16 protein-coding genes and 2 pseudogenes are annotated in these 18,260 nt (G+C 59.9%); 3 read left to right on the forward strand and 15 right to left on the reverse strand.

The features are described 5' to 3' along the window. Positions 1 to 302 precede the first annotated feature (302 nt). The 11 genes from GGD90_RS17525 to gspG are packed head-to-tail and all read right to left on the reverse strand — an operon-like array spanning position 303 to position 9,509. Complete coding sequence (locus GGD90_RS17525; RefSeq protein ID WP_456114923.1) at positions 303 to 416, reverse strand: helix-turn-helix domain-containing protein; 114 nt, start codon at positions 414 to 416, stop codon at positions 303 to 305. A 3-nt stretch (positions 417 to 419) separates the two neighbouring features. Beyond that, the gene (locus GGD90_RS17530; RefSeq protein WP_153118098.1) at positions 420 to 890 is read right to left on the reverse strand and encodes a type II secretion system protein; all 471 of its coding nucleotides are present in this window, start codon (positions 888 to 890) and stop codon (positions 420 to 422) included. After that, positions 877 to 1,260, reverse strand: a complete 384-nt coding sequence (locus GGD90_RS17535) for a type II secretion system protein (RefSeq protein WP_153118097.1) — start codon at positions 1,258 to 1,260, stop codon at positions 877 to 879. The genes GGD90_RS17530 and GGD90_RS17535 overlap by 14 nt, the downstream gene beginning before the upstream one ends. Positions 1,261 to 1,268: 8 nt before the next feature. Then, positions 1,269 to 1,736 carry a type II secretion system protein gene (locus GGD90_RS17540; protein ID WP_153118095.1) on the reverse strand — a complete coding sequence of 156 codons (468 nt, stop codon included), beginning with the start codon at positions 1,734 to 1,736 and terminating at the stop codon, positions 1,269 to 1,271. Then, a complete protein-coding gene (locus tag GGD90_RS17545; protein WP_184415295.1) occupies positions 1,733 to 3,643 on the reverse strand; it encodes a secretin and TonB N-terminal domain-containing protein in 1,911 nt (636 codons plus the stop codon). The genes GGD90_RS17540 and GGD90_RS17545 overlap by 4 nt, the downstream gene beginning before the upstream one ends. 14 nt (positions 3,644 to 3,657) lie before the next feature. Next, on the reverse strand, positions 3,658 to 4,182 hold the full coding sequence (locus GGD90_RS17550; protein ID WP_153118091.1) for a hypothetical protein: 525 nt from the start codon (positions 4,180 to 4,182) through the stop codon (positions 3,658 to 3,660). Beyond that, a complete protein-coding gene (locus GGD90_RS17555) occupies positions 4,179 to 4,784 on the reverse strand; it encodes a hypothetical protein (protein ID WP_153118089.1) in 606 nt (201 codons plus the stop codon). Before GGD90_RS17555 ends, GGD90_RS17550 begins: the two co-directional genes overlap by 4 nt. Next, the gene (locus tag GGD90_RS17560; RefSeq protein ID WP_153118087.1) at positions 4,772 to 6,136 is read right to left on the reverse strand and encodes a hypothetical protein; all 1,365 of its coding nucleotides are present in this window, start codon (positions 6,134 to 6,136) and stop codon (positions 4,772 to 4,774) included. Before GGD90_RS17560 ends, GGD90_RS17555 begins: the two co-directional genes overlap by 13 nt. Further along, positions 6,123 to 7,814 carry a GspE/PulE family protein gene (locus GGD90_RS17565; RefSeq protein ID WP_153118102.1) on the reverse strand — a complete coding sequence of 564 codons (1,692 nt, stop codon included), beginning with the start codon at positions 7,812 to 7,814 and terminating at the stop codon, positions 6,123 to 6,125. The genes GGD90_RS17560 and GGD90_RS17565 overlap by 14 nt, the downstream gene beginning before the upstream one ends. Continuing rightward, a complete protein-coding gene (locus GGD90_RS17570; RefSeq protein ID WP_184415297.1) occupies positions 7,814 to 9,073 on the reverse strand; it encodes a type II secretion system F family protein in 1,260 nt (419 codons plus the stop codon). The genes GGD90_RS17565 and GGD90_RS17570 overlap by 1 nt, the downstream gene beginning before the upstream one ends. A gap of 19 nt (positions 9,074 to 9,092) precedes the next feature. Next, entirely contained in the window at positions 9,093 to 9,509 is a 417-nt protein-coding gene (gene gspG, locus GGD90_RS17575; RefSeq protein WP_153118083.1) for a type II secretion system major pseudopilin GspG, read from the reverse strand. Positions 9,510 to 9,655: 146 nt separating this feature from the next. Here gspG and GGD90_RS17580 point away from each other — a divergent pair, with 146 nt between their 5' ends. Next, positions 9,656 to 9,937 carry a hypothetical protein gene (locus tag GGD90_RS17580; protein ID WP_153118081.1) on the forward strand — a complete coding sequence of 94 codons (282 nt, stop codon included), beginning with the start codon at positions 9,656 to 9,658 and terminating at the stop codon, positions 9,935 to 9,937. A 351-nt stretch (positions 9,938 to 10,288) separates the two neighbouring features. Here the strand turns inward: GGD90_RS17580 and GGD90_RS17585 are convergent, their stop codons facing one another. From GGD90_RS17585 to GGD90_RS17915, 3 genes are read right to left on the reverse strand one after another with little or no spacing between them, the layout of a single operon-like run. Further along, positions 10,289 to 10,747: an Imm26 family immunity protein gene (locus GGD90_RS17585; RefSeq protein ID WP_153118079.1), complete on the reverse strand. Its 459-nt coding sequence runs from the start codon at positions 10,745 to 10,747 to the stop codon at positions 10,289 to 10,291. Then, entirely contained in the window at positions 10,744 to 11,724 is a 981-nt protein-coding gene (locus GGD90_RS17910) for an RHS repeat domain-containing protein (protein ID WP_221227832.1), read from the reverse strand. Before GGD90_RS17910 ends, GGD90_RS17585 begins: the two co-directional genes overlap by 4 nt. A 20-nt stretch (positions 11,725 to 11,744) precedes the next feature. After that, a complete protein-coding gene (locus tag GGD90_RS17915) occupies positions 11,745 to 15,188 on the reverse strand; it encodes an RHS repeat domain-containing protein (RefSeq protein ID WP_221227833.1) in 3,444 nt (1,147 codons plus the stop codon). A 296-nt stretch (positions 15,189 to 15,484) separates the two neighbouring features. Here GGD90_RS17915 and GGD90_RS17600 point away from each other — a divergent pair, with 296 nt between their 5' ends. Beyond that, the gene (locus GGD90_RS17600) at positions 15,485 to 16,105 is read left to right on the forward strand and encodes a MerR family transcriptional regulator (protein ID WP_153118077.1); all 621 of its coding nucleotides are present in this window, start codon (positions 15,485 to 15,487) and stop codon (positions 16,103 to 16,105) included. Between the two features lie 231 nt (positions 16,106 to 16,336). Then, positions 16,337 to 17,082 (forward strand): annotated as a pseudogene (locus tag GGD90_RS17605) (IS3 family transposase); the annotation flags it as partial. Between the two features lie 174 nt (positions 17,083 to 17,256). On the opposite strand, the pseudogene GGD90_RS18160 reads toward GGD90_RS17605, so the two are convergent. Beyond that, a pseudogene (locus GGD90_RS18160) lies at positions 17,257 to 17,595 on the reverse strand (UvrD-helicase domain-containing protein); the annotation flags it as partial. Positions 17,596 to 18,260: the final 665 nt, after the last annotated feature.

Genomic DNA, 18,260 nt, shown 5'->3' on the forward strand with positions numbered 1-18,260 from the left:
GTTCTTCGGTAAAGCGCTTCTTCATGTCCAATCTCCTTGTCGTCGTGGATTGGACTCTAAAGTCACGCGCTACTCAATTCGGGGGGGACGTCGCTGGCTTGCCAGCCTAGTTCATCTTGCCCAAGCTGATCACGTTTACCAGACGCAACCAAAGTAACCACCATTTTCACGCGTGCCTCGTTTTTCTTACTGACCGGCCGTGATCTGCCCTCGGTTTTCTCCCTCCCAGAACTGCACTGCCTATTGGTTGGTGCCAAGCATGTCATCATGGGGTCGCTTCAGAAAACGGAAAATAAAGCACGCTAAGCGTGCGATGAGGCCGGCACCCAGCGGTAGAGCGTCGGAATGGACACGCCGAGGTTCTTGGCCACCTCCCTGGGAGGAGCGCCGCTGGCCAGCAGCTTCTTGGCCGACAAACCCTAGCCAGACGGTCCAAACAGCCACTCCCGATAGCTTTTGCTGGCTGCTCGCAGGTGATCCCCATCTGAAAAACCTCTCTTCCGGAGTGGCGCTCGATCCGACAACGAATGCACTGCCACGATCCCTCCCGAGACCCGCACCAGCCCCCACTCCGCCTTCCCCGTCATCGGGTCCGGGTAGATCTTCCGCAGATGCCGCCGCAGGACGCCTGTCCGCCTGTCTTCAAGCAGATCCTCAAGCCGTGGGGGATATTCGCTCGCGCCAGCGACCGATGGCGCCCGGTAGTAACTTTCAATCGCCGCCCGAAATTCCTCACCGACCGCCAGCAACTGCATCTCCTTCTCCCGCCGCTCGGCCGTCGCATCGACTTCCAGCACCACACCGAGCCCAATGGCGAGGAGCGCCACAGTCAGGAGAATCCAGACATAGGCGAACCCTTGCTGGTCACGCCCCCGTTTAGAAGGTCGCATAGGGAATCCCCTCCCGGGTGGCTCCCGGCGCGCCGCTTCGGATATCGCCAATGCCGGTCAGGCCGCGCGTACGCGGCTCGACCAGAATCCAGGTAGCGCTCGATTCCGTCAGCGGATCGAGCGGCAGGCTACGCAGATACTGCCTCTCTACCAGTTCATCGAGAGACGCGGGATAGCGGCCGGTATCCGAATAGAACTTGTCGATCGTAATGCGCACCACCTTCAGGTTCTCGCGCAAAACCGTTTCCTTGGAGCGATCCAGCGCCCCGAAATAGCGCGGCATCGCCAGCGACAGCAGGAGCGCCACGATGGCCATCACCACTAGCATCTCGATCAGCGTAAAGCCCCGCAGGCGCAACGGAATGAACATGAGACGGCTCACCATTGCCGATAGGGAACACCGTTCAAGCCGGCGAGCGGAGACAGGGAATAGATATCGAAGACGTCCCGGCCCGGTACCGGCATGTCCGGGGGAGACGCATAGGCTCGCAAGCCCCAGGTGAGCGAAGCATCCACGCCGGGCGCAGCAAACGGATCGGCCGGCAAACGCCGCAGGAAATAGAGCTTCTGCCGTACCGGACTCCGCTGATCGACAACCCCCTCCACCAGTTCGCCCAAGGCTCTCGGATAGCCGGAATCGCCCGGCGGCACATTGATGCGCCCCTGCTCGGCAGCCCCCTTGTAGGTATCGATGGCCGTCCGGATCTCGATAAGCGCATTGCGCAGCTCCCGCTCCTTCTCCCGGCGAATGCTGTATTCCGCCAAAGGCAAGGCCACCAGCGCGAGCACTCCGAGGATGGCCAGGGTCATCATCAGCTCCACGAAGGTAAAGCCGCGGGCCTTCATTGAACAGGCATCTCCGTCAGCGGTGCGTTGAGGTTCGCCGGCGCACTTTCTGCCCCTGTTGGTGCGGCCGGGGGCTGGAGCGGTACAGGGGCCTGCGCATCCGATGAGACTGTCGTTGTCGTCATCTGCAGGCTGGGCGCCCCGAGGCTGGCTTCGGTACCCGACTCGAATTCGGCCACCGACAGATCCTGCCGGCGAATCGAACGCAGGATGCGCGGCGTGATCGACAGCAGGAGTTCGCTGCGCTGGCCGTCGTCCTTCTGGCTGCCGAACAGACGCCCGAGGATCGGCAGGTCGCCTAGGCCCGGAAGCTTGTTTGCCGTGGCACGCTCTTCATCGCTGATGAGGCCGGCAAGGACCTGTGTCTCGCCATCGCGCAGGCGCAGAACGGTATTCGCCCCCCGGGTGCCAACCTGATACGCCAATGTCCCGGCCTTGCTTGTCACCTCCTTGGTCAGGCTCGACACCTCCAGCCCGACCTTGATCGCCACCTCCTCATCGAGATGCACATTCGGCTCGACCTCGAGCTTCAGGCCGACGTCGAGGTAATTGACGGACTCCGCCACGAACCCCGTCGAGGTCGAAGTCGTCGTAATCACCGGCACGCGGTCGCCGATCAGCACCTTCGCCTTTTCCTTGTTGCGCACGCGAATGCTCGGATTGGCCAGCAGGGTGCCGTCCTGGTCGGTCCGGTAGGCATTGATGGCCACGCTACCGACCGTCACCTGCGTCGTATTGCTGTTGATGGCGCGCAGCTGGGCGAGCGTCAGCGGCGCACCGGGCGTCTGGAGCGGAGATAGGGAAAGCTGGTTCGGCCACTGGACCCCCAACTCCATCAGGCGGGAGCGCTTCACTTCCATGATCTCCACTTCCAGCATCACCTCCGGATCACTGAGATCCTGCAAGGCCACTAGGCGGTCCGCCATGCGGATGGCGTCCGGCGAATCTCGCGCGATGATCAGGCCGAGACGCTCATCGACCACCATGTCGCGAATCCGGGCGATCGTCTTCAGGGTATTGGCGATAATCTTGACGTCGGCATTGGCGACGTAGAAGGTGCGCACCACGAGCGTCTGGTACTCCCGCTGCTTCTGTGGCGAATTCGGATAGATCAGCACCGAATTGCCGCCAAGCACTTTCTGTTCGAGCTGGCTGGTCGTGAGGATCATCCGGACCGCTTCCTCGACGGAGGTATTGCGCACGACGATCGTAACTTTCTGGTCAGGACGCACCTCCGGATCGAAAACGAAATTGAGACCGGACTCGATGGCGATGACATCGAACACCGCACGAACCGGGGCATCTCGGAATTGCAGCGAGACAGGCTTGCGGAAAGCTTCGGTGAGCCGGAGATCGCTGCTTCGCTGTGGCGGGGCGATCGCCTCGATGCGCGCCTTCAGTTCCAGCGCTTCCTTGTGCCATGGATTTTCGGCAAGGACCGCACGCACCCTGGCGAGCGCATCCGCCTGGGCAGCCTCGCCCCCCTGGCGCAGTCGCGATTCGGCATCGAGCAGTGACGCACGATGACGGCGTAGCATCGCCCCCGCCCCCAAGCCCTGGCGCGCCTGCGCCGCGCCGGGATCGAGCATCAGCGCCCGGGCATAGGCCGCGTCCGCTTCGTCCAGACGCCCTTCCTTGCGTGCCATGTCGCCAGCGGCCACCCACTTCGCCACCTGTACGGCACGTTGCCTGGTAAGCGCCAGACGATATTCGGCGTTGCGCGGTTCCTTGCGAACAGCCTCCTCCAGCTTCTGCAACCCGGCCTCAGGCTGGTTCTGCTCGATCAGGCTGACGCCCTCCCGATAGGCAAACATCCCGCCACAGCCGGCCAGGAGTGCGACCGAGAACATCACAAGGAACAAAAGGCAACGCTGGCGGACGGCAGCGGGAAAAGTAGTCAACTGCATGGAGGCGAGGTCCTTCATAAGGGCTGGCCGATCTCGAGAATCTGCGTTTGCTGGAGCGGGAGGTAAATCAGCTGCATCACGTTGCCGGCAATTGACTGGACGCGATACACGCCCTCAACGATGTCGCCTGCTCCGACTACGAGATTGCGGTCGTTGAAGCTCACGAACACCACCTCGCGCCCGCCATCCCGGTAACGCCCGAGAAAGCGGAATGGCAAGGGCGGAACCTGCGGCGGCTCGGGCGCCGCCACAGGTGGAGGCACCTCGGGAACCGGCGGCGCCGGTGGCGGGGGCGCCGCGAAAAGGCCCAGCGGTTGATCGGCCAATGTCCTGGCATGCAATGGGGGAACGGTCGTTGGCGCCGAATTCGACACCACGGGCGACACCGGCGTCGGTACGATCGGGGAGCCGGCACGTTGCGCTGACGGGGGCGGCAGCGCCAGCTCATCGTCCGGCGCATCGGGGGACAGCAAGGCCGCCACCAGCGTGGCGAGCAAGACTGCAGCGATGACGCGCTGCCGGCGATTCATGGTGATCATTGCCGCCCCTTCAATGACGCAGACGACGAGGCTGAGCGCACGAACAGCACCCAGTGAATCCTGGCCTCAAAGTCGCGGGCATCGCTACGCTCCCGCTGCATCTGCAGGCGCTCGAGGGCGAGCGCCGGATGGGCTGCCAGGGAAGACAGCAGATAGGCATGAATCGCTTCGCCCTCGCCGCGCAGTGGAAAGCTCATGCGCACGCGCACGAAGCCGCCAGCGGCATCCTCCTCCCGGGCGTATTCGCCACGGGAGAGCGCCAGGTTGCTGGCCTGTGCGGTGGTCAGCAGATCACGCATCACGTCGGCCACGTCATCCGCTGGCAGGAGACGCGCCTCGAAAGCCGCAATGTGATCTTGTGCGACGTTCGGACTCGCGGCGGGTGTCGGTTGAAGCAATACCGAGGCCGAGATCGATCGGCGGTTGGACAAGTCCTGTGCGACCAGCGCGATCACGCCAACGAGCAGCATAGCGCCCAGGCCGGCAATGGCAGCCCCCGCGATGCCTTGGCGTCGTAGCGCCACGCGCAAGTCACGTCGCCCCCGCCAAAGACCGCTGTGAATCAGCATCATCGGTCCATCGCCCCCGGTCAGTCTTTCCATCGCAGCTCCAGGTGGTAGCGATAGGGCCGGGCAGCCTCGGCCTCGACGACTTCGTGGCGCAGCAACTGGATTCGGGCGATCTGCGGCCGGTCGGCCAGGAAGGCGACATAGCGCGACATCTCTTCGGCGGTGGGCGACTCTACAAGCAGCTTCATCGTGACGCCCGCTGGGCCGTCGCGGACGCTCGCCTCTCGCCCCATCTCGAGGTCGATCGGCAGTGCACGGATGTCCTGAGGCGGTACCAGCTGGCGCATCAGCGCATCGAGCGGAAGGTTGAGCATTTCTACCGCGCCAGCCACGGCGGCCTGGCGTCGTGGATCGACCGTCTGCAATGCAACGGGAGCGATCTCGGCCACCGGTCGCGATGATCGATCCGCCGGTGCCCGCACGAGGACGATTACCAGGAGTGTCACTACCAGCGACAGCAGGCCCACTAGGCCGCCCAGCACCATCCACTGGCGTTGAGTCGGTGCGGGCAGCGCCGGCGCGGCATCGAGTCCGTGCCCGGCAAGACCGGGCCAGGCATGCTCGGCCTGATTCAGCAGCGGCCACTCGCCCGAGGGGGCATTGACCCCGACAAGTCGTTCGTGAAAAGAGAATGGTAGATCGGTGCCGAGGAAAACCGCGCGCACCGGCAGTTGCAGGCCAGGCCAGCGCAAGGGCAGGCGCGCACAGTGTGCCGCGATATCCGCCTCTGCATCGACGGGAATGCGCTCACCCAATGGGCGCAGGCAAGCCGGTACCTCGTTCATTGCGGCGTAGCAGCGCATCCATCCGGGCTCGACAATAGCTATAGCTACAGGCCCGGCCGCTTCACGGGATGGAGGCGCGCAGACGGCAAGGGGCAAAGGCAATAAGCCAACGAAGCGCAGGCGCAGCGTCGCGGCGAACTCTTCCAGCGTCTGGCAAAGGCCTTCCGGCCACATCGCAACTGACACACGTTCGCCCCAGTCCGGGGCATCGAACGTCAGCCGATCGCCGGGGGCAAGGCTATGGCCGCTATCGACCAAGGCATGTCGCAGGTAAGAATCTGCGTTTGGCGTGTCGGCCAGTTGTGGATGCCAGGGGAAATCGGTCAGCGACATCCAGCGTTCCGATACGAGCACGCGCAGTGCAGCCCCCTCAGTAAGGCCCGGATCGTCCGGGCTGGTCTGGCTAGGCGACTCACGCAATGTATCGGACAGATCATGCAACGCAACGCGCACCGACAAAAACGATTCCCCATCGGCAAAGGCCAGACGGCGCCGCGATTGCCAGACCATCGCCGCGCCTTGGCGGCGACCGACGCCCCATTCGAGATGCGCGGCCCCCAGCACCAGGAAGCATTCGAGCGCTGCATCAGCCCGCCACACGCAGCACCTCCTCAAGGGTCGTCTCACCGGCGGCGGCGATGCCGATCGCGACCGCGCGCATCGGTCGCAGGCCGGCTTCGGCCGCGGCGGCTTTGAAGGCGGAGATTGGGGCTCGCCCGACGATCAGTTCGCGCAAACGGTCGTCGAGGCAGAGTACTTCTGCAATGGCGCGTCGGCTGCGATAGCCGGTGCCACGGCAATGGGCACAACCGCGGCCCTGGCGATACGCGGCCCAGCCACCTTCCGGCAAAGGGTTTCCCAGACGCCGCAAGCTCTCTTCATCGGGTATCGCCGGTTCGGCACACAGCAGGCAGTTGAGCCGCAGCAGACGCTGGGCCACCACGCCGTTCAGCGCAACCGCAAAGCTCGACGGATCGACGCCCATGTGCAGGAAACGCCCGACGACGTCGAAGACATTGTTGGCATGTACCGAGGTCAGCACGAGATGGCCGGTCAGCGCCGCCTGCACGGCGATCTGTGCGGTTTCCTCGTCGCGGATCTCGCCGACCATGATCTTGTCGGGGTCGTGGCGCAGCAGCGAGCGCAGGCCGCGCGCAAACGTCAGGCCCTTGCGTTCATTGACGGCGATCTGGCGGACGCGCGAGAGCCTGTACTCCACCGGGTCCTCGATCGTGACGATCTTGTCCCGCCCGGTGTGGATCTCGCTGATCGTGGCATAGAGTGTCGTGGTCTTCCCGGAGCCCGTCGGTCCGGTCACCAGGAGCATGCCGTGCGGGCGCTCGGCGAGTTCCCGGATACGCGCCATGCTGCCGGCGTCGAGGCCGAGATGGTCGAGCCGGAGGTTCTGTGCGGCGTCGACCAGCGCCTGACGATCGAGCAGGCGCAGTACCGCATCCTCGCCAAAGATCGTGGGCATGATCGAGGCCCTGAAATCGATGTCGAGGCGATTGACGCGCACGCGGAAGCGTCCGTCCTGCGGCACACGCCGCTCGGCGATGTCGAGTTCTGCCAGGACCTTGACGCGAGAAACGATCTGCTCGGCCAGTGCGCGCCCCGTGACGCGGGTCACCGGCACCAACACGCCGTCGATGCGGTACTGCACCTGCAAGCCGTCGCTCTCGCATTCGAGGTGGATGTCGCTCGCCTTCAGCTTCAGCGCATCGTAGAGCGTGGAATTGACGAGCTTGACTGCGGGGGCTTCGTCCGAATCGATCGACGACAGCGTGATCACCGGCACGCCGTCGTCGGCATCGGCCAGATCGTCCGCACCGGCCTCGAAGCCATCGATGGCCTGGATGGCGGCTTCCTGCTCGGCAAGATAGAGCTCCAGATCCTCGGGGGCAGCCAGTACGATCCGCGACCGTTCGCAGCCGGCCGCACGCAAGCGGCGCAAGGCCCAGTCCTCGGCAGCGGCATCGAAGGGATCGGTCAGCAGCAGCGTCGGCTTGCCCTCGGCAACTGCGGCAAGCGCAAGCAGCTTGCGCTCCTGCGCCTCGCGAAAGCTGATGGCGTCGAACCAGGGCGCCCAGGTGCGCAGGATGCTGAGCGTCACCACCGGATAGCCGAAGGCCTGGCCGAGCATCGCCAGCAGTGCGAGCGGTGTCACCCCGCTCACGGCGGCCAGGGCGGGGGGCAGGCGCTCACCGGTTTCCGCCGAACGCGAACGTGCCCGGGTGAGCAGATTCTCGTCGAGAACGGGAATGGCGAGGGCCTCCATCACTGCAGACTCCCGGCCAGTTCGAAGATCGGCACATAGAGCAGCACGACGACCGTGCCGATGATGCCGCCAATCGCCACCATGAGCACCGGCTCAAGGAGGCGCGAGGCCCAGTCGACCCAGCGCGAGAAATCGTCGTCGTGAAAACGGGCGGTGCGCTCGAGCATGGCCGAGAGCTGGCCGGAGCGCTCGCCAACACGGATCAGTTGTTCGGCGACCGGGGTCGCCAAGCCGTGCGCAACGAAGGCATGCGACAGGGTATGGCCTTCCTCGACATCGCGACGGGCATCCTGAAGCGCCCGTTGTTCCCGCGGCCCGAGCAGTCCGGACACCATGCCCATCGCCTGGGCCAGCGGAATCCCCGAGGCGAGCAGCAGGCTCAAGGCGCGATAGAAGCGGCCCAGCCGGAACTCGGACACACGCCCGGCGAGCCAGGGCAGCCGGAGGAATCGTTCGAGAAGGCCACGACGAAGCGTCGGGCTGAACGCGACGACTGCGATGCCGCCGACTGCCGAGAGCAATGCGGCGGCGGCAATCAGCCAATGGTTGCGGATGGTGCTACCGACGCCCAGGAGCAAGGAGGACAACCAGGGCACGGTTCGTCCCGCCGATTCATAGACGGCACTGAAGCGGGGAACGACGTAACCCAGCAGGAAGAGCGTGACGAAGCCGCCCACGACCAGCAGCATGGCCGGGTAGATGGCGGCGGAAATGAGTTTCTTGCGAATTTCGTCGAACTGCTGCTGGTAAGCAATGTAACGCCCCAGTGCCTGCGGCAGGTCGCCGGTACGCTCGGAGGCCCGGACGGTGGCGATATAGACCGGCGGGAAGGCGTCCGGCAGGCGGGCGAGCACGTCGGAAAAGTTCTCCCCCTGTGCCAGGCGTTCGGTGATTCGCTGCTGGACCGATCGTGTCGAGGGGGATTTTTCCTTGGCGAGCAGCGTGGTGATCGCTTCGGTCAGCGTCAGGCCGGACTCAAGCAGTGCCAGCAGTTGCTGGCTAAAAAGGAGCAGTGGGAAGCGCTCGCCGCGAAGCGATGCTTCCTGGCCACTTTCGATCAGGGCGGAAATGGAAAGGACGGCCCAGCCTTGTTCTGCCGCGCGTCGCAGTGCATCGCGTTCTGTGACGTCGGAAAGGGTTAGGCTATGCGCAACGCCCATTGCATCGCGGTAGCGTAGCTGCACGCCGGACCGGGCCGGGTCGGCGGCAGGCAAGCCGGGGGATGGCGGCGACGGGGGCCGCGAGGGCTGGGACTGCATGAATTTCTGTTCCGGGCACTCAACGGTAGGAGATATCTGCAGCCTCGCCCTGGCCTCCTGGAATGCCATCCCGGCCATAGGACAGGAGGTCGAAGTCGCCGCCGTCCTGAGCGGGAGAGCGATAGGTGTAGGCGTTACCCCAAGGATCGGACGGTACCGCTTTCTGCAGGTAGGGGCCGTTCCATTTCACTTCGCCGGCAGGTCGAATCACGAGGGCATTGAGCCCATGTGCCGTTGCCGGGTAGTGGCCGAGATCGAGGCGGTAGGCATCAAGAGCCCGAGCAAAGCCTTCAATCTGCGCCTTTGCCGTGCTGCGTTCGGATTTGCCCAACTGGGCGAAGTAGCGCGGTCCGACGTAAGCGGCGAGCAAACCGATGATGACGATGACAACGAGGAGCTCAAGGAGGGTGAACCCTCGTTTGGTATTGATATGCATTCACTAGGCTTAGTCAAAAATAGCAAGCACCAAAACTATTTGTAGTGTGTGCAGAGCTCATGAACTGTGGCGTATGCGCCCCGTGTCAAATTTTGATGTTGAGGCTGGCGACAAATCGTTTGAAATCGTCTATCCCAGAATCTTTAATGGGTTCAACAAAATGGATAGTTTCGGTCACTCGCGACGAAATCTCATGTCCTTTGGACAACAGCATTGTCAAGCCGACGATCCGTTTGCTCGCGACGCATGTACTGGTTTATGTGGCCAGGAACTTCGGTCCGAGCATGTCAGAAGCTTATATTTATATGCCTGTTCCAGTGCGGCTCCTCGTTCAAGGTATGAAAGACCAACCGATTGAAAGAGAGATTCGACTTTTTGCTACTTTACTTTCAGCATCGGCAATTGAGCTTACCGCCCATCGAATCTGACCCTTCCCCACTATGTTGCCGAGTTCAGCACCCAATGAATAAGTTCGGTTTATTTCCTGCTTGCCGAGGAGCTTGTTGTTAGCATTTACAAGTTCCTCTAGTGCATCAAATCGAACTGCGACATCTGAATAACATCGAAATCAGTTGGGTGTTGAACAAATGCTAGTGCAAGAATGTACGCCCGCCCAAAAAATGGCGTACACAAGCCCGCTCCGACGACTTTAATTTATATCCAAAATAAATAAAACGTTGCTCAACGGCTTTAAGCAATGCGATTCGAGCTTCTTTCATTATTCCACCTTAATAAATTCGTTCAACAGTCGGTCGGAATCAGCAATTATCTTCCACGCGTCATACAGGCTTCAATTGCTCAAACCAGAGATTTGGCTTCCGAGCGAAATAATCTCGCAGCCGATCCTCAACATGTTCCGGCTCCCACACAGCTGCACATTCAAGCCCCTCAACATCAATCCTATCGCAAGGAGATATCTCCCCTTGCTGATAAATAGAAAACGCCCCTGTTAATTTATCCTGCATGAAATATTTTCCTGGCTGGGCAAGTTCCGGCCCAACAGGACGACTACAGTCGACGATTTTCCATCGTCCAGAAGTAACTGCATATTTCATTACAGGTATTCTGAATGCCACACGGGACTCGTACGCTTTTGCTATTGACTCAGGCGACAGCGTGTCCGTCACAAAATCGAAAAAAACACTCTCTTCTTTATTCACTTTTCGACCGAATGCGATCTGTCCTGCTGACAACTCTAGTGAAAAAAGAGCGCCAATCTTGTCCCGTTGCTTATTCATGGACCTCCAAACTCCTTCTTGGCGGCATCCAAATATCTTTGTCCATTAGGGTTGCTCGGGGAAATACCATTGATTGCATTTCCTGACGACCCCCCCGTCGACTTGGCGCCACCGAATACATCAATCATTTGCTGTTCGCGCCCACGAATTGCCTCGCTGCTTGAGGATGACTTATCCAGCCTAGCTGGACCAAAACCTCTTTCATTCATATGGTGATTTGCATCCCTATTAAGTACGTTCTCAATAGGGGTTCCGCAACCACTAGTTCGGCCACAGTAAACCTCCCCCGTTTTTGCATTGGTTTTCGTATAGGTCTGGTAAGTTTTTTCCGCTTTTACTGCTTCTACGGCCCGATCCGCAGCTCTAGCGGCCTCAACGCCATGCTCTGCAACCCGAGCGGCCTTCAGAGCCTGCCCAGTTCCTGGAACTGGGCTTGCCACACCTACTACGCTCAAGCCTACATCAGCCGCTGCGCCACCAATTACAGAAGGATTTCCAGAGTAGATGGCCAGACTAAGCTTGCCAAGATCGTACAACAGGAATGCAACATCAATCGCGCTCCGCCCATCCGGATCCACGAACTTGTATGGATTGTTGTTCGCATAAGCATAGCGGTTGAAGCTATGTAGATCGCTCGGCGAGACCTCCTTCGGGTCAATGCCGGTGAAGCGCCCGAGCACGGGGTCGTAATACCGCGCCCCCATGTACGAAAGCCCGGTGTTGTTGTCGAACGGCTTGCCGGCAAAACCAACCTTGTTGTCGTCTGCGGCAACCGGCTTGTTCAGCTTCTCGCCATACGGCCGATAGTTCTCCTTCCACACCGCGGCACCCGTGATGTCCGTCGCAAGCATCGGCGTGCCGGAGATGTCATTGTGGAAGTAGGTGACCTTCTCGGTTGCCGCGTGGCCACTCATAACCACGGTCAGTCCTGCTACCAGCAGTGCCGAGGAAATCCAGGTTTTCAATGTCTTGATCATTTGTCTGTCCTCAATTCCGGTCACTGGGTGGTTTCACGTTGGGCAACACGCTTGCCGCCGAGGTAGAGGTATTCCACGAGCTTGCCGGCCTGGCTCGGGGTGTATTCCACGAGCAGGTTGCCGTGCGAGCCATAGACCTCGTAGGTCTTGACGCCCCCCTTGGTGACCGAGACACGTTGATTGAGGCCGTCATAGCTGTTTTCAACCTTGTTTGCCGTATCGGCACAATTGACACACAGCAAGTTCGGCGCACCGTCCCAGGTGTAGGTCGCTCCCGGTGCGGTCAGCATGTCGCCGTAGGCGTCGTAGGTGTAGCTGCCCGCGCGACTTCCCGAGACACTGGACAGGCGGTTCTGGGCGTCATAGGTGTAATACAGGCCTGCCGTACCGAACACCTGGCTGGTGATGTTGCCGGTGCCGTTGTAGGCGATGGTGCCGCTGCCCCATGGCCCGGTGATCGTCGAGAGGCGATTGAGGGCATCGTAAGTCACACTGCGGTTAAAGCTGGTATCGGCCGTGTCGGCAATTGCCGTCAGGTTGCCCACGCCGTCATAGGTGTAGGCGGCGTTGTTGTAATAGGTGCCGGCCTTCTGGGTCGCGAAGCTACTCGGCCACAGGCGCGAATTCTGGCCGTAGTTGCTGACGGTGCCATTGGCATAGGCGATCTGGCTCACCTGGCCGGAGGGCCAGTAGGTGACGCCGGTCACGTAGCCGGAGACCGCAGTTGGACGACCCAGTACATCCGGGCTGTAGGTGACAACGCGTGCCGACTGCGGGTAGGTGATCGAGGAAAGCTGGTCCTTACCGTTGTAGGCATAGCCCGTGGTGAGCGTGATGCCATCGACCACGATCGATTCGCCGGTGAGGTTGTCGTTGGCGTCGTAGGTGTAGCTGCGGCTTGCTACCGACGAAACCACACTCTTCAGCTTGTGCGTCTTGCTGTAGGTCTGCGCCACCGAGGGTGTAGTGCCGGGGTAGGTCACCGCCGTCAGGCGATTCTGACGGTCGTAGGTGTAGCTGCTCGTTCCGGATGCGCCCACCGTACGCGAGGTCATGTTGCCCGCGACATCGCGACCGTAGGTGGTGGTTCCGGTTTCCGGGTTGGTGACCGAGGTCAGGTAGTAGTTGGCGTTGTAGGCGTACTTGCGCGTCAGGCCTCCCTGCACCACGGAAGTTACGAGATCCTTCGTGTTGCGGGCAATCGTGACGTTCGCCGTGGTGTCGGGCGCGGTAATGCTCATCAGCACCCGCTGATCCGGGTTTCCGTAGGCACGGAAGGCCTGCGTGGTCACCTTGGAGCGCTCGTCAGTAACGGCAATGGTGCCTGCGCCGTAGGTGTAGCTACGATACGTACCATCGGCATTCGTTTCACGGGTCACGCGGTTGAGAATGTCGTAGGTGTAGCTAGTTCCAGTGCTGGCGCCAGGATTTGAAGCAAAAGTCCGACGACCCAGTGCATCGTAGGTGTAGGTTCTGGCCACACCGCCGAGCGTAATGCTGGTCGGGCGACCGAAGCCATCAATGACGGTCGATTCGATGAGCGAACCACGGGAAGCCGTCTTGGAGTTCTTCGCATATGCAATAGATACCGCATTGCCAACGGGATAGCCCACTGCTGTCATACGGTTCAGGGCATCGTACGCAAAGGTCGTAGTCTTGGCTTCGCCGTTTTTTTCCGAGGTAACGTTGCCAGCCTCAGAAACAACGCGGGACAGAGCAATCGCTTCTGGTTGGCTCTCTGTTTGCGGAATACCGCGCTTGTAGCTACCAAAAGAATGCACAAGGCTTCGTGGCAGGGTGGCGGTGGTGACATTGCCTTCGCCATCGTAGGCATAGGTCGTCGTTACACCGTCACGAGTCATTGCCGTCAGATTGCCGTTAGCGTCAAAACTACGAGTGATGGAACTGCCGGTGAATGTCTCGTTCTCCGCCTGCTTGACGATCCACTTCGTTGTATTGATGTAGTAGCTCAATGAGGTTGTGCGGGCACCACCATTGGGGCCGGACTCGCTCACCGTCTGCGGATTTCCGTAGGCATCGAAGTTGCTGTAGGACGTGGTGTAGGTTGCGCCATCGCGGGTGATCGTGCGCTGCGTCATCAACGGAGCATTGGTTTCTCCGGCATCGACCTTCAGCACGAACTGCCCCGGACGAAGGAAGTTCTCGCTACCGATCTTCTGTTTTGTCCAGGTATAGGTCTCGGTCTGCAGCGAACCTGTGGTCTTGGACATCAGCAGGCCGACCATCCAGACCGTTCCCGAAGAGGAGTAGTTAGGGCCGATGTGCTTGTAAGTCGTGGTGCCAACCGGAGAGGTGACCGTGGTGGTGTCGTAGTTATTCAGACTGCCCGGGGTATAAGCAAAACTCCAGCTGCCTCCAATGCTGAGACTTTTCGCGGTTACGACATCGGTACGATACGAGGGATTTGCCTGTGTATCAAAATAGACATAGCCGTAGCTGTAGTTGATGTAGCCGCCTTCCGGATAGGTCGCACGGTTCATCAGATAGCTGCCGGCCGGACCACCAAGATTGCCGTTATACGAGAAATTCCAGGTCGTCCCCCCGGGTCTCGTGACGGTCGTCAGGTAATAGAGTCCGGCAACTCCGGAAACATCCTGGTAGCCATAGCTATAGGTTTGCCCGCCAGAGCCTGTGATTGAGGCAATTCGACGGGTCAGGGTGCCGCTGTCAGCATAGGAAAATGAGAGCGAACGCCCGTCGCTGGTCGTCACCGAAGTAATCTCCGGAGACGAGCCATTGGCATAGCTCACCGTTGCATAGTTGCCGTTACGGTCAGTGATCTTTGTCGTGTAGAAGGCATAGACAGGACTGACGCCGGACCCTACATTGACAACTTGAGTCATGTCGTAGCGAACGCCGTCCGGCGAATAGACGATGAGACCGGTCTGGCCCGCCGGAGCACAGTCAGCGCGCCAGCGTTGTGTGCTCAGCAAGAGTGGTGACGTAGAACCCGTGAAGGCCAGCAATTGGCGACTTCCATCCGGAAGCTCAAGGGCAGGGTTATCAACCACCGATAGTGCATTCTTGTTCAGGCAGACATAGGCATCTTTGGTCTTGAGAACCCGCCCGAAATGTATCGTCCAGCCAAGGCCGGCTATTGAATCGTAACTTGCCGCCGGGTTGTCGGGATTGATGGTCGCGCTGTTGTAGGAGCGGGTGACCTTCAGGTCAAATCCACCGTTGCCCGGCAGGTGAATGTCGGTGAAGTGCCACTGCAAGGCACCGGTGAAGGGGTCGATATGCTCGTTCGCGCTCTGATTCACGTAGGCACGGTTCGGGTACAGGCCTGGATCACGATAAAAATCCGGAATGACTTCCTGCGCCAGCGCGCCCCCCCCGAAAGCGAGCGACGCGAATGCCAGCCCCCCGGCGACAGCTCGCTTAAGTTGTTGCGCTACGGACCACCGAGGTGCCACATCTGCATACCGACTTTGACTCTTCATAACGAATACCCCGAAAGACGTTGGAAATCTGAAGAGAGGGCGCGAATACAAGCGCCGGGCCGAAAATCGGAAATGCTTCTCGCCGATCCCGTTCAGGTACTCGTCAATCTAAACGGCATACAAGGATAAGTCAACGATTTGGGCGTTTTGGGTATTTCGGCATTGCAACGCCACCTTGATGACTCGACAGAGACACGAACCAGCAATGGGTTTTATTGCCAAAATCGTGAAATAGTTACTTTTGGCACATACACATTCGCGCGGACAATTCGACCTTCTTTAGGAATCACGTCGAAATGCCATCGAAGAAACCTCCTGCCATTGCGCCAGACTCTCCAGTGGAGGCTTACTGCACGACTGCAGAAGCCGCCAGATTGCTGGGGGTCGGCGTAACATCGATCCAGCGCTATGTGGATCAGGGCGTTTTGCAGGCCTGGAAGACGCACGGGCGACACAGAAGGATCGGAATGTCCTCGGTGGAGGCCCTACTCGGAAAGAGGGCACATGGCGGTGATCGCCTCTCGATCCTTGTCTCCGATCCGGTCAGCAAAACCAGATCCGCGCTCGTCAACGCCCTGAACGCTTTGGCTCTCCCACTGGATGTCGCCGCCTCCGAAAAGGGACTGGATTCTGTCGTTCGGTTACTGCGATCGAACACGGATTTGTGGGTGTTATCACCGGAGTTCTCAGACATCGATGGCATCGCAATTGCGATGGGAGCCATGGACTATCCGGAGACTCGCTTGATGGGCATCATTCTGTGTCCGTCAGCACCGTTACATGAAGACGATCAGCAGATGCTGGCTTCTCGTGGCGTCATAGTACTGAAGAAACCGTATTCGGTAGCGCAAATCCAGGGGATCGTTACGGAAATGTTCGCCCGCAAGGCGCGGGAGGCGCACGCCGCGAAGATCTGATTGTGGGAAATGGGGAGGCAGATCCATGGCCGCGCACCTGCTCGTGGCCCGCGATAGAAATTGAGCCTGCACAAAATCGCCTCTCCCATCCAGATTACTGTTGGACTTTTTCCGGTTTCAGTTCCTCCAGCCGGTTCCATTCAACCGACTTTGAGGCCACACCGAAATTTCGTAGCATTTTGAGTTGAAATTTTCGGCACAATTTTCGTGATGTTGAAAGGAGATTGTGCTGTGAAGAAATCGAAGTTTACGGAAGAACAGATCGCCTTCGCCCTGAAGCAGGCGGACATCGGCACGCCGGTGGCTGAGGTCTGCAGGAAGATGGGCATCTCGGATGCGACCTTCTACAACTGGCGCAAGAAGTACGGGGGGCTGGGCCCCTCGGAGTTGCGGCGCCTGAAGCAACTGGAAGAAGAGAACAGCAAGCTCAAGCGCTTGGTCGCCGATCTTTCGCTCGACAAAGCCATGCTGCAGGACGTCCTCGCAAAAAAGCTCTGAAGCCTTCTCGCCGCAGAGATCTCGTCGATCATCTGATCAGCCGGTTCGGGGCGAGCCAGCGCCAAGCGTGCGGCGTGATGAAGATTTCACGCTCGGTCTATGGCTATCGCTCCCAGGCTCGGGATGCCACACCGCTGATCATGCGCATCAAGGAAATCACCTCGACGCGCGTGCATTACGGCTACCGACGGGTACATGTGCTACTCAGGCGAGAAGGCTGGAAGGACAACCACAAGCGGGTCTATCGACTCTATCGTGAGATGGGCCTGTCGTTACGCCATCATCGGCCGCGGCGAAACAAGGCGGCTCGTCTGCGGCAGCCGAAGAGGCACGCATCGGCCATCAACGAGATATGGAGCATGGACTTTGTGGCTGACGCACTGTTCGATGGCCGTCGGCTTCGCACCTTGCCGATTGTCGATAACTACACCAGCGAGTGCTTGGCGATCGATGTCGGCCAGAGCTTGAAGGGATCCAACTAGGTGCCGACGCTCGAAAGCCTTCGCAGATATGGCCTCGATGTCAGCATGGGTGCCGATCGATGCTGGAGGTGCCCCGACCTGTCGAGACAGGAACTCACGGCAATCTCGACCACCGGGGAACATGATTTCGTAGTCGGGCCGTGGTCGCCAGCGCTCAGGCAATGCTTGACCAAAGCGGTCGATCAACCCTTTTGCAAAGGCGTCGAACGTCATTGAGTCAAAGCGCTCGGCATGATTGCGATGGCAGCGCTGTCGAACTCGCGCAGCGAGGTTTGTCGCTGCGTCACGCTTGAAACTGATCGCGAGGATACGCCTTGGTGCAGGTGCAAACCCTGTTTGAAGTAGATAGGCGGCGCGTTGCGCGAGCAATTCTGTCTTGCCTGCGCCGGGGCCGGCGATGACGGATCGATTGTCAGCCGAGCGGACGACCTTTAACGCATTCGTTTCAAGCGCATTCACGCCTACTGGCCTCCAATCCACGGGGCGGCCCCGTCGCGACAGCACCGCCATGCCTAGTCCCTCCGCAAGGACTTGGCGATGTGAGTGAGAAGCTCTGCCAGCACGGCAGGCATCCCCGTCCTCAAGTCTTTTTTCTTAATGTGCGTTAGGGCTGCGAGGTGCGTTGCTGGCTTGCTGTTGGTAAGAAAGTGATAACGATAGTCCGGAAGAAGTTCAGGATACGGCCGGGAAATTGCCGCCATCGAGCAGGGAAGTCATCAGTACGCGCAGCTTGCCGTCCGGCCATCAAGCTCTATTGAGCTCGCCTGGATGTAAAGTAGACGCCAACAACCTCACGATACAGTTATCGTTTTCTCAGAAAAACGAACGGAACTCAGCTAAGGCCTGCCTCGGGATTAATAAAATTCGACAAACACCTACAGATCAGTAGGTTAACGAAAACTCAGGCTTAGCGGAAACTCCCCTTAGAAAGCCAACGAGGTCTAGAGTCCCGACGTACTTCTATGATTTTTATAATTTTTCGGCCTTTTATTTGTGCATCACACCGGGCATTCAGGACTGAACCACGGGGGCGCCGACAAGGCGCCCTCAGCTTTTTTCAGGGGCTCTTTCGCAATCTCGCGACGTCCCCCCGTTTTCAGTAGCAGCGAGCTTTAGAGTCCGAGGCTAATGTAGCCGATTTCCGGATGAGTGATTCGGCATAGGCGGCAGGCGTC

It is taken from the genome of Rhodocyclus tenuis (assembly GCF_014197755.1).
Classification (GTDB): Bacteria; Pseudomonadota; Gammaproteobacteria; order Burkholderiales; family Rhodocyclaceae; genus Rhodocyclus; species Rhodocyclus tenuis.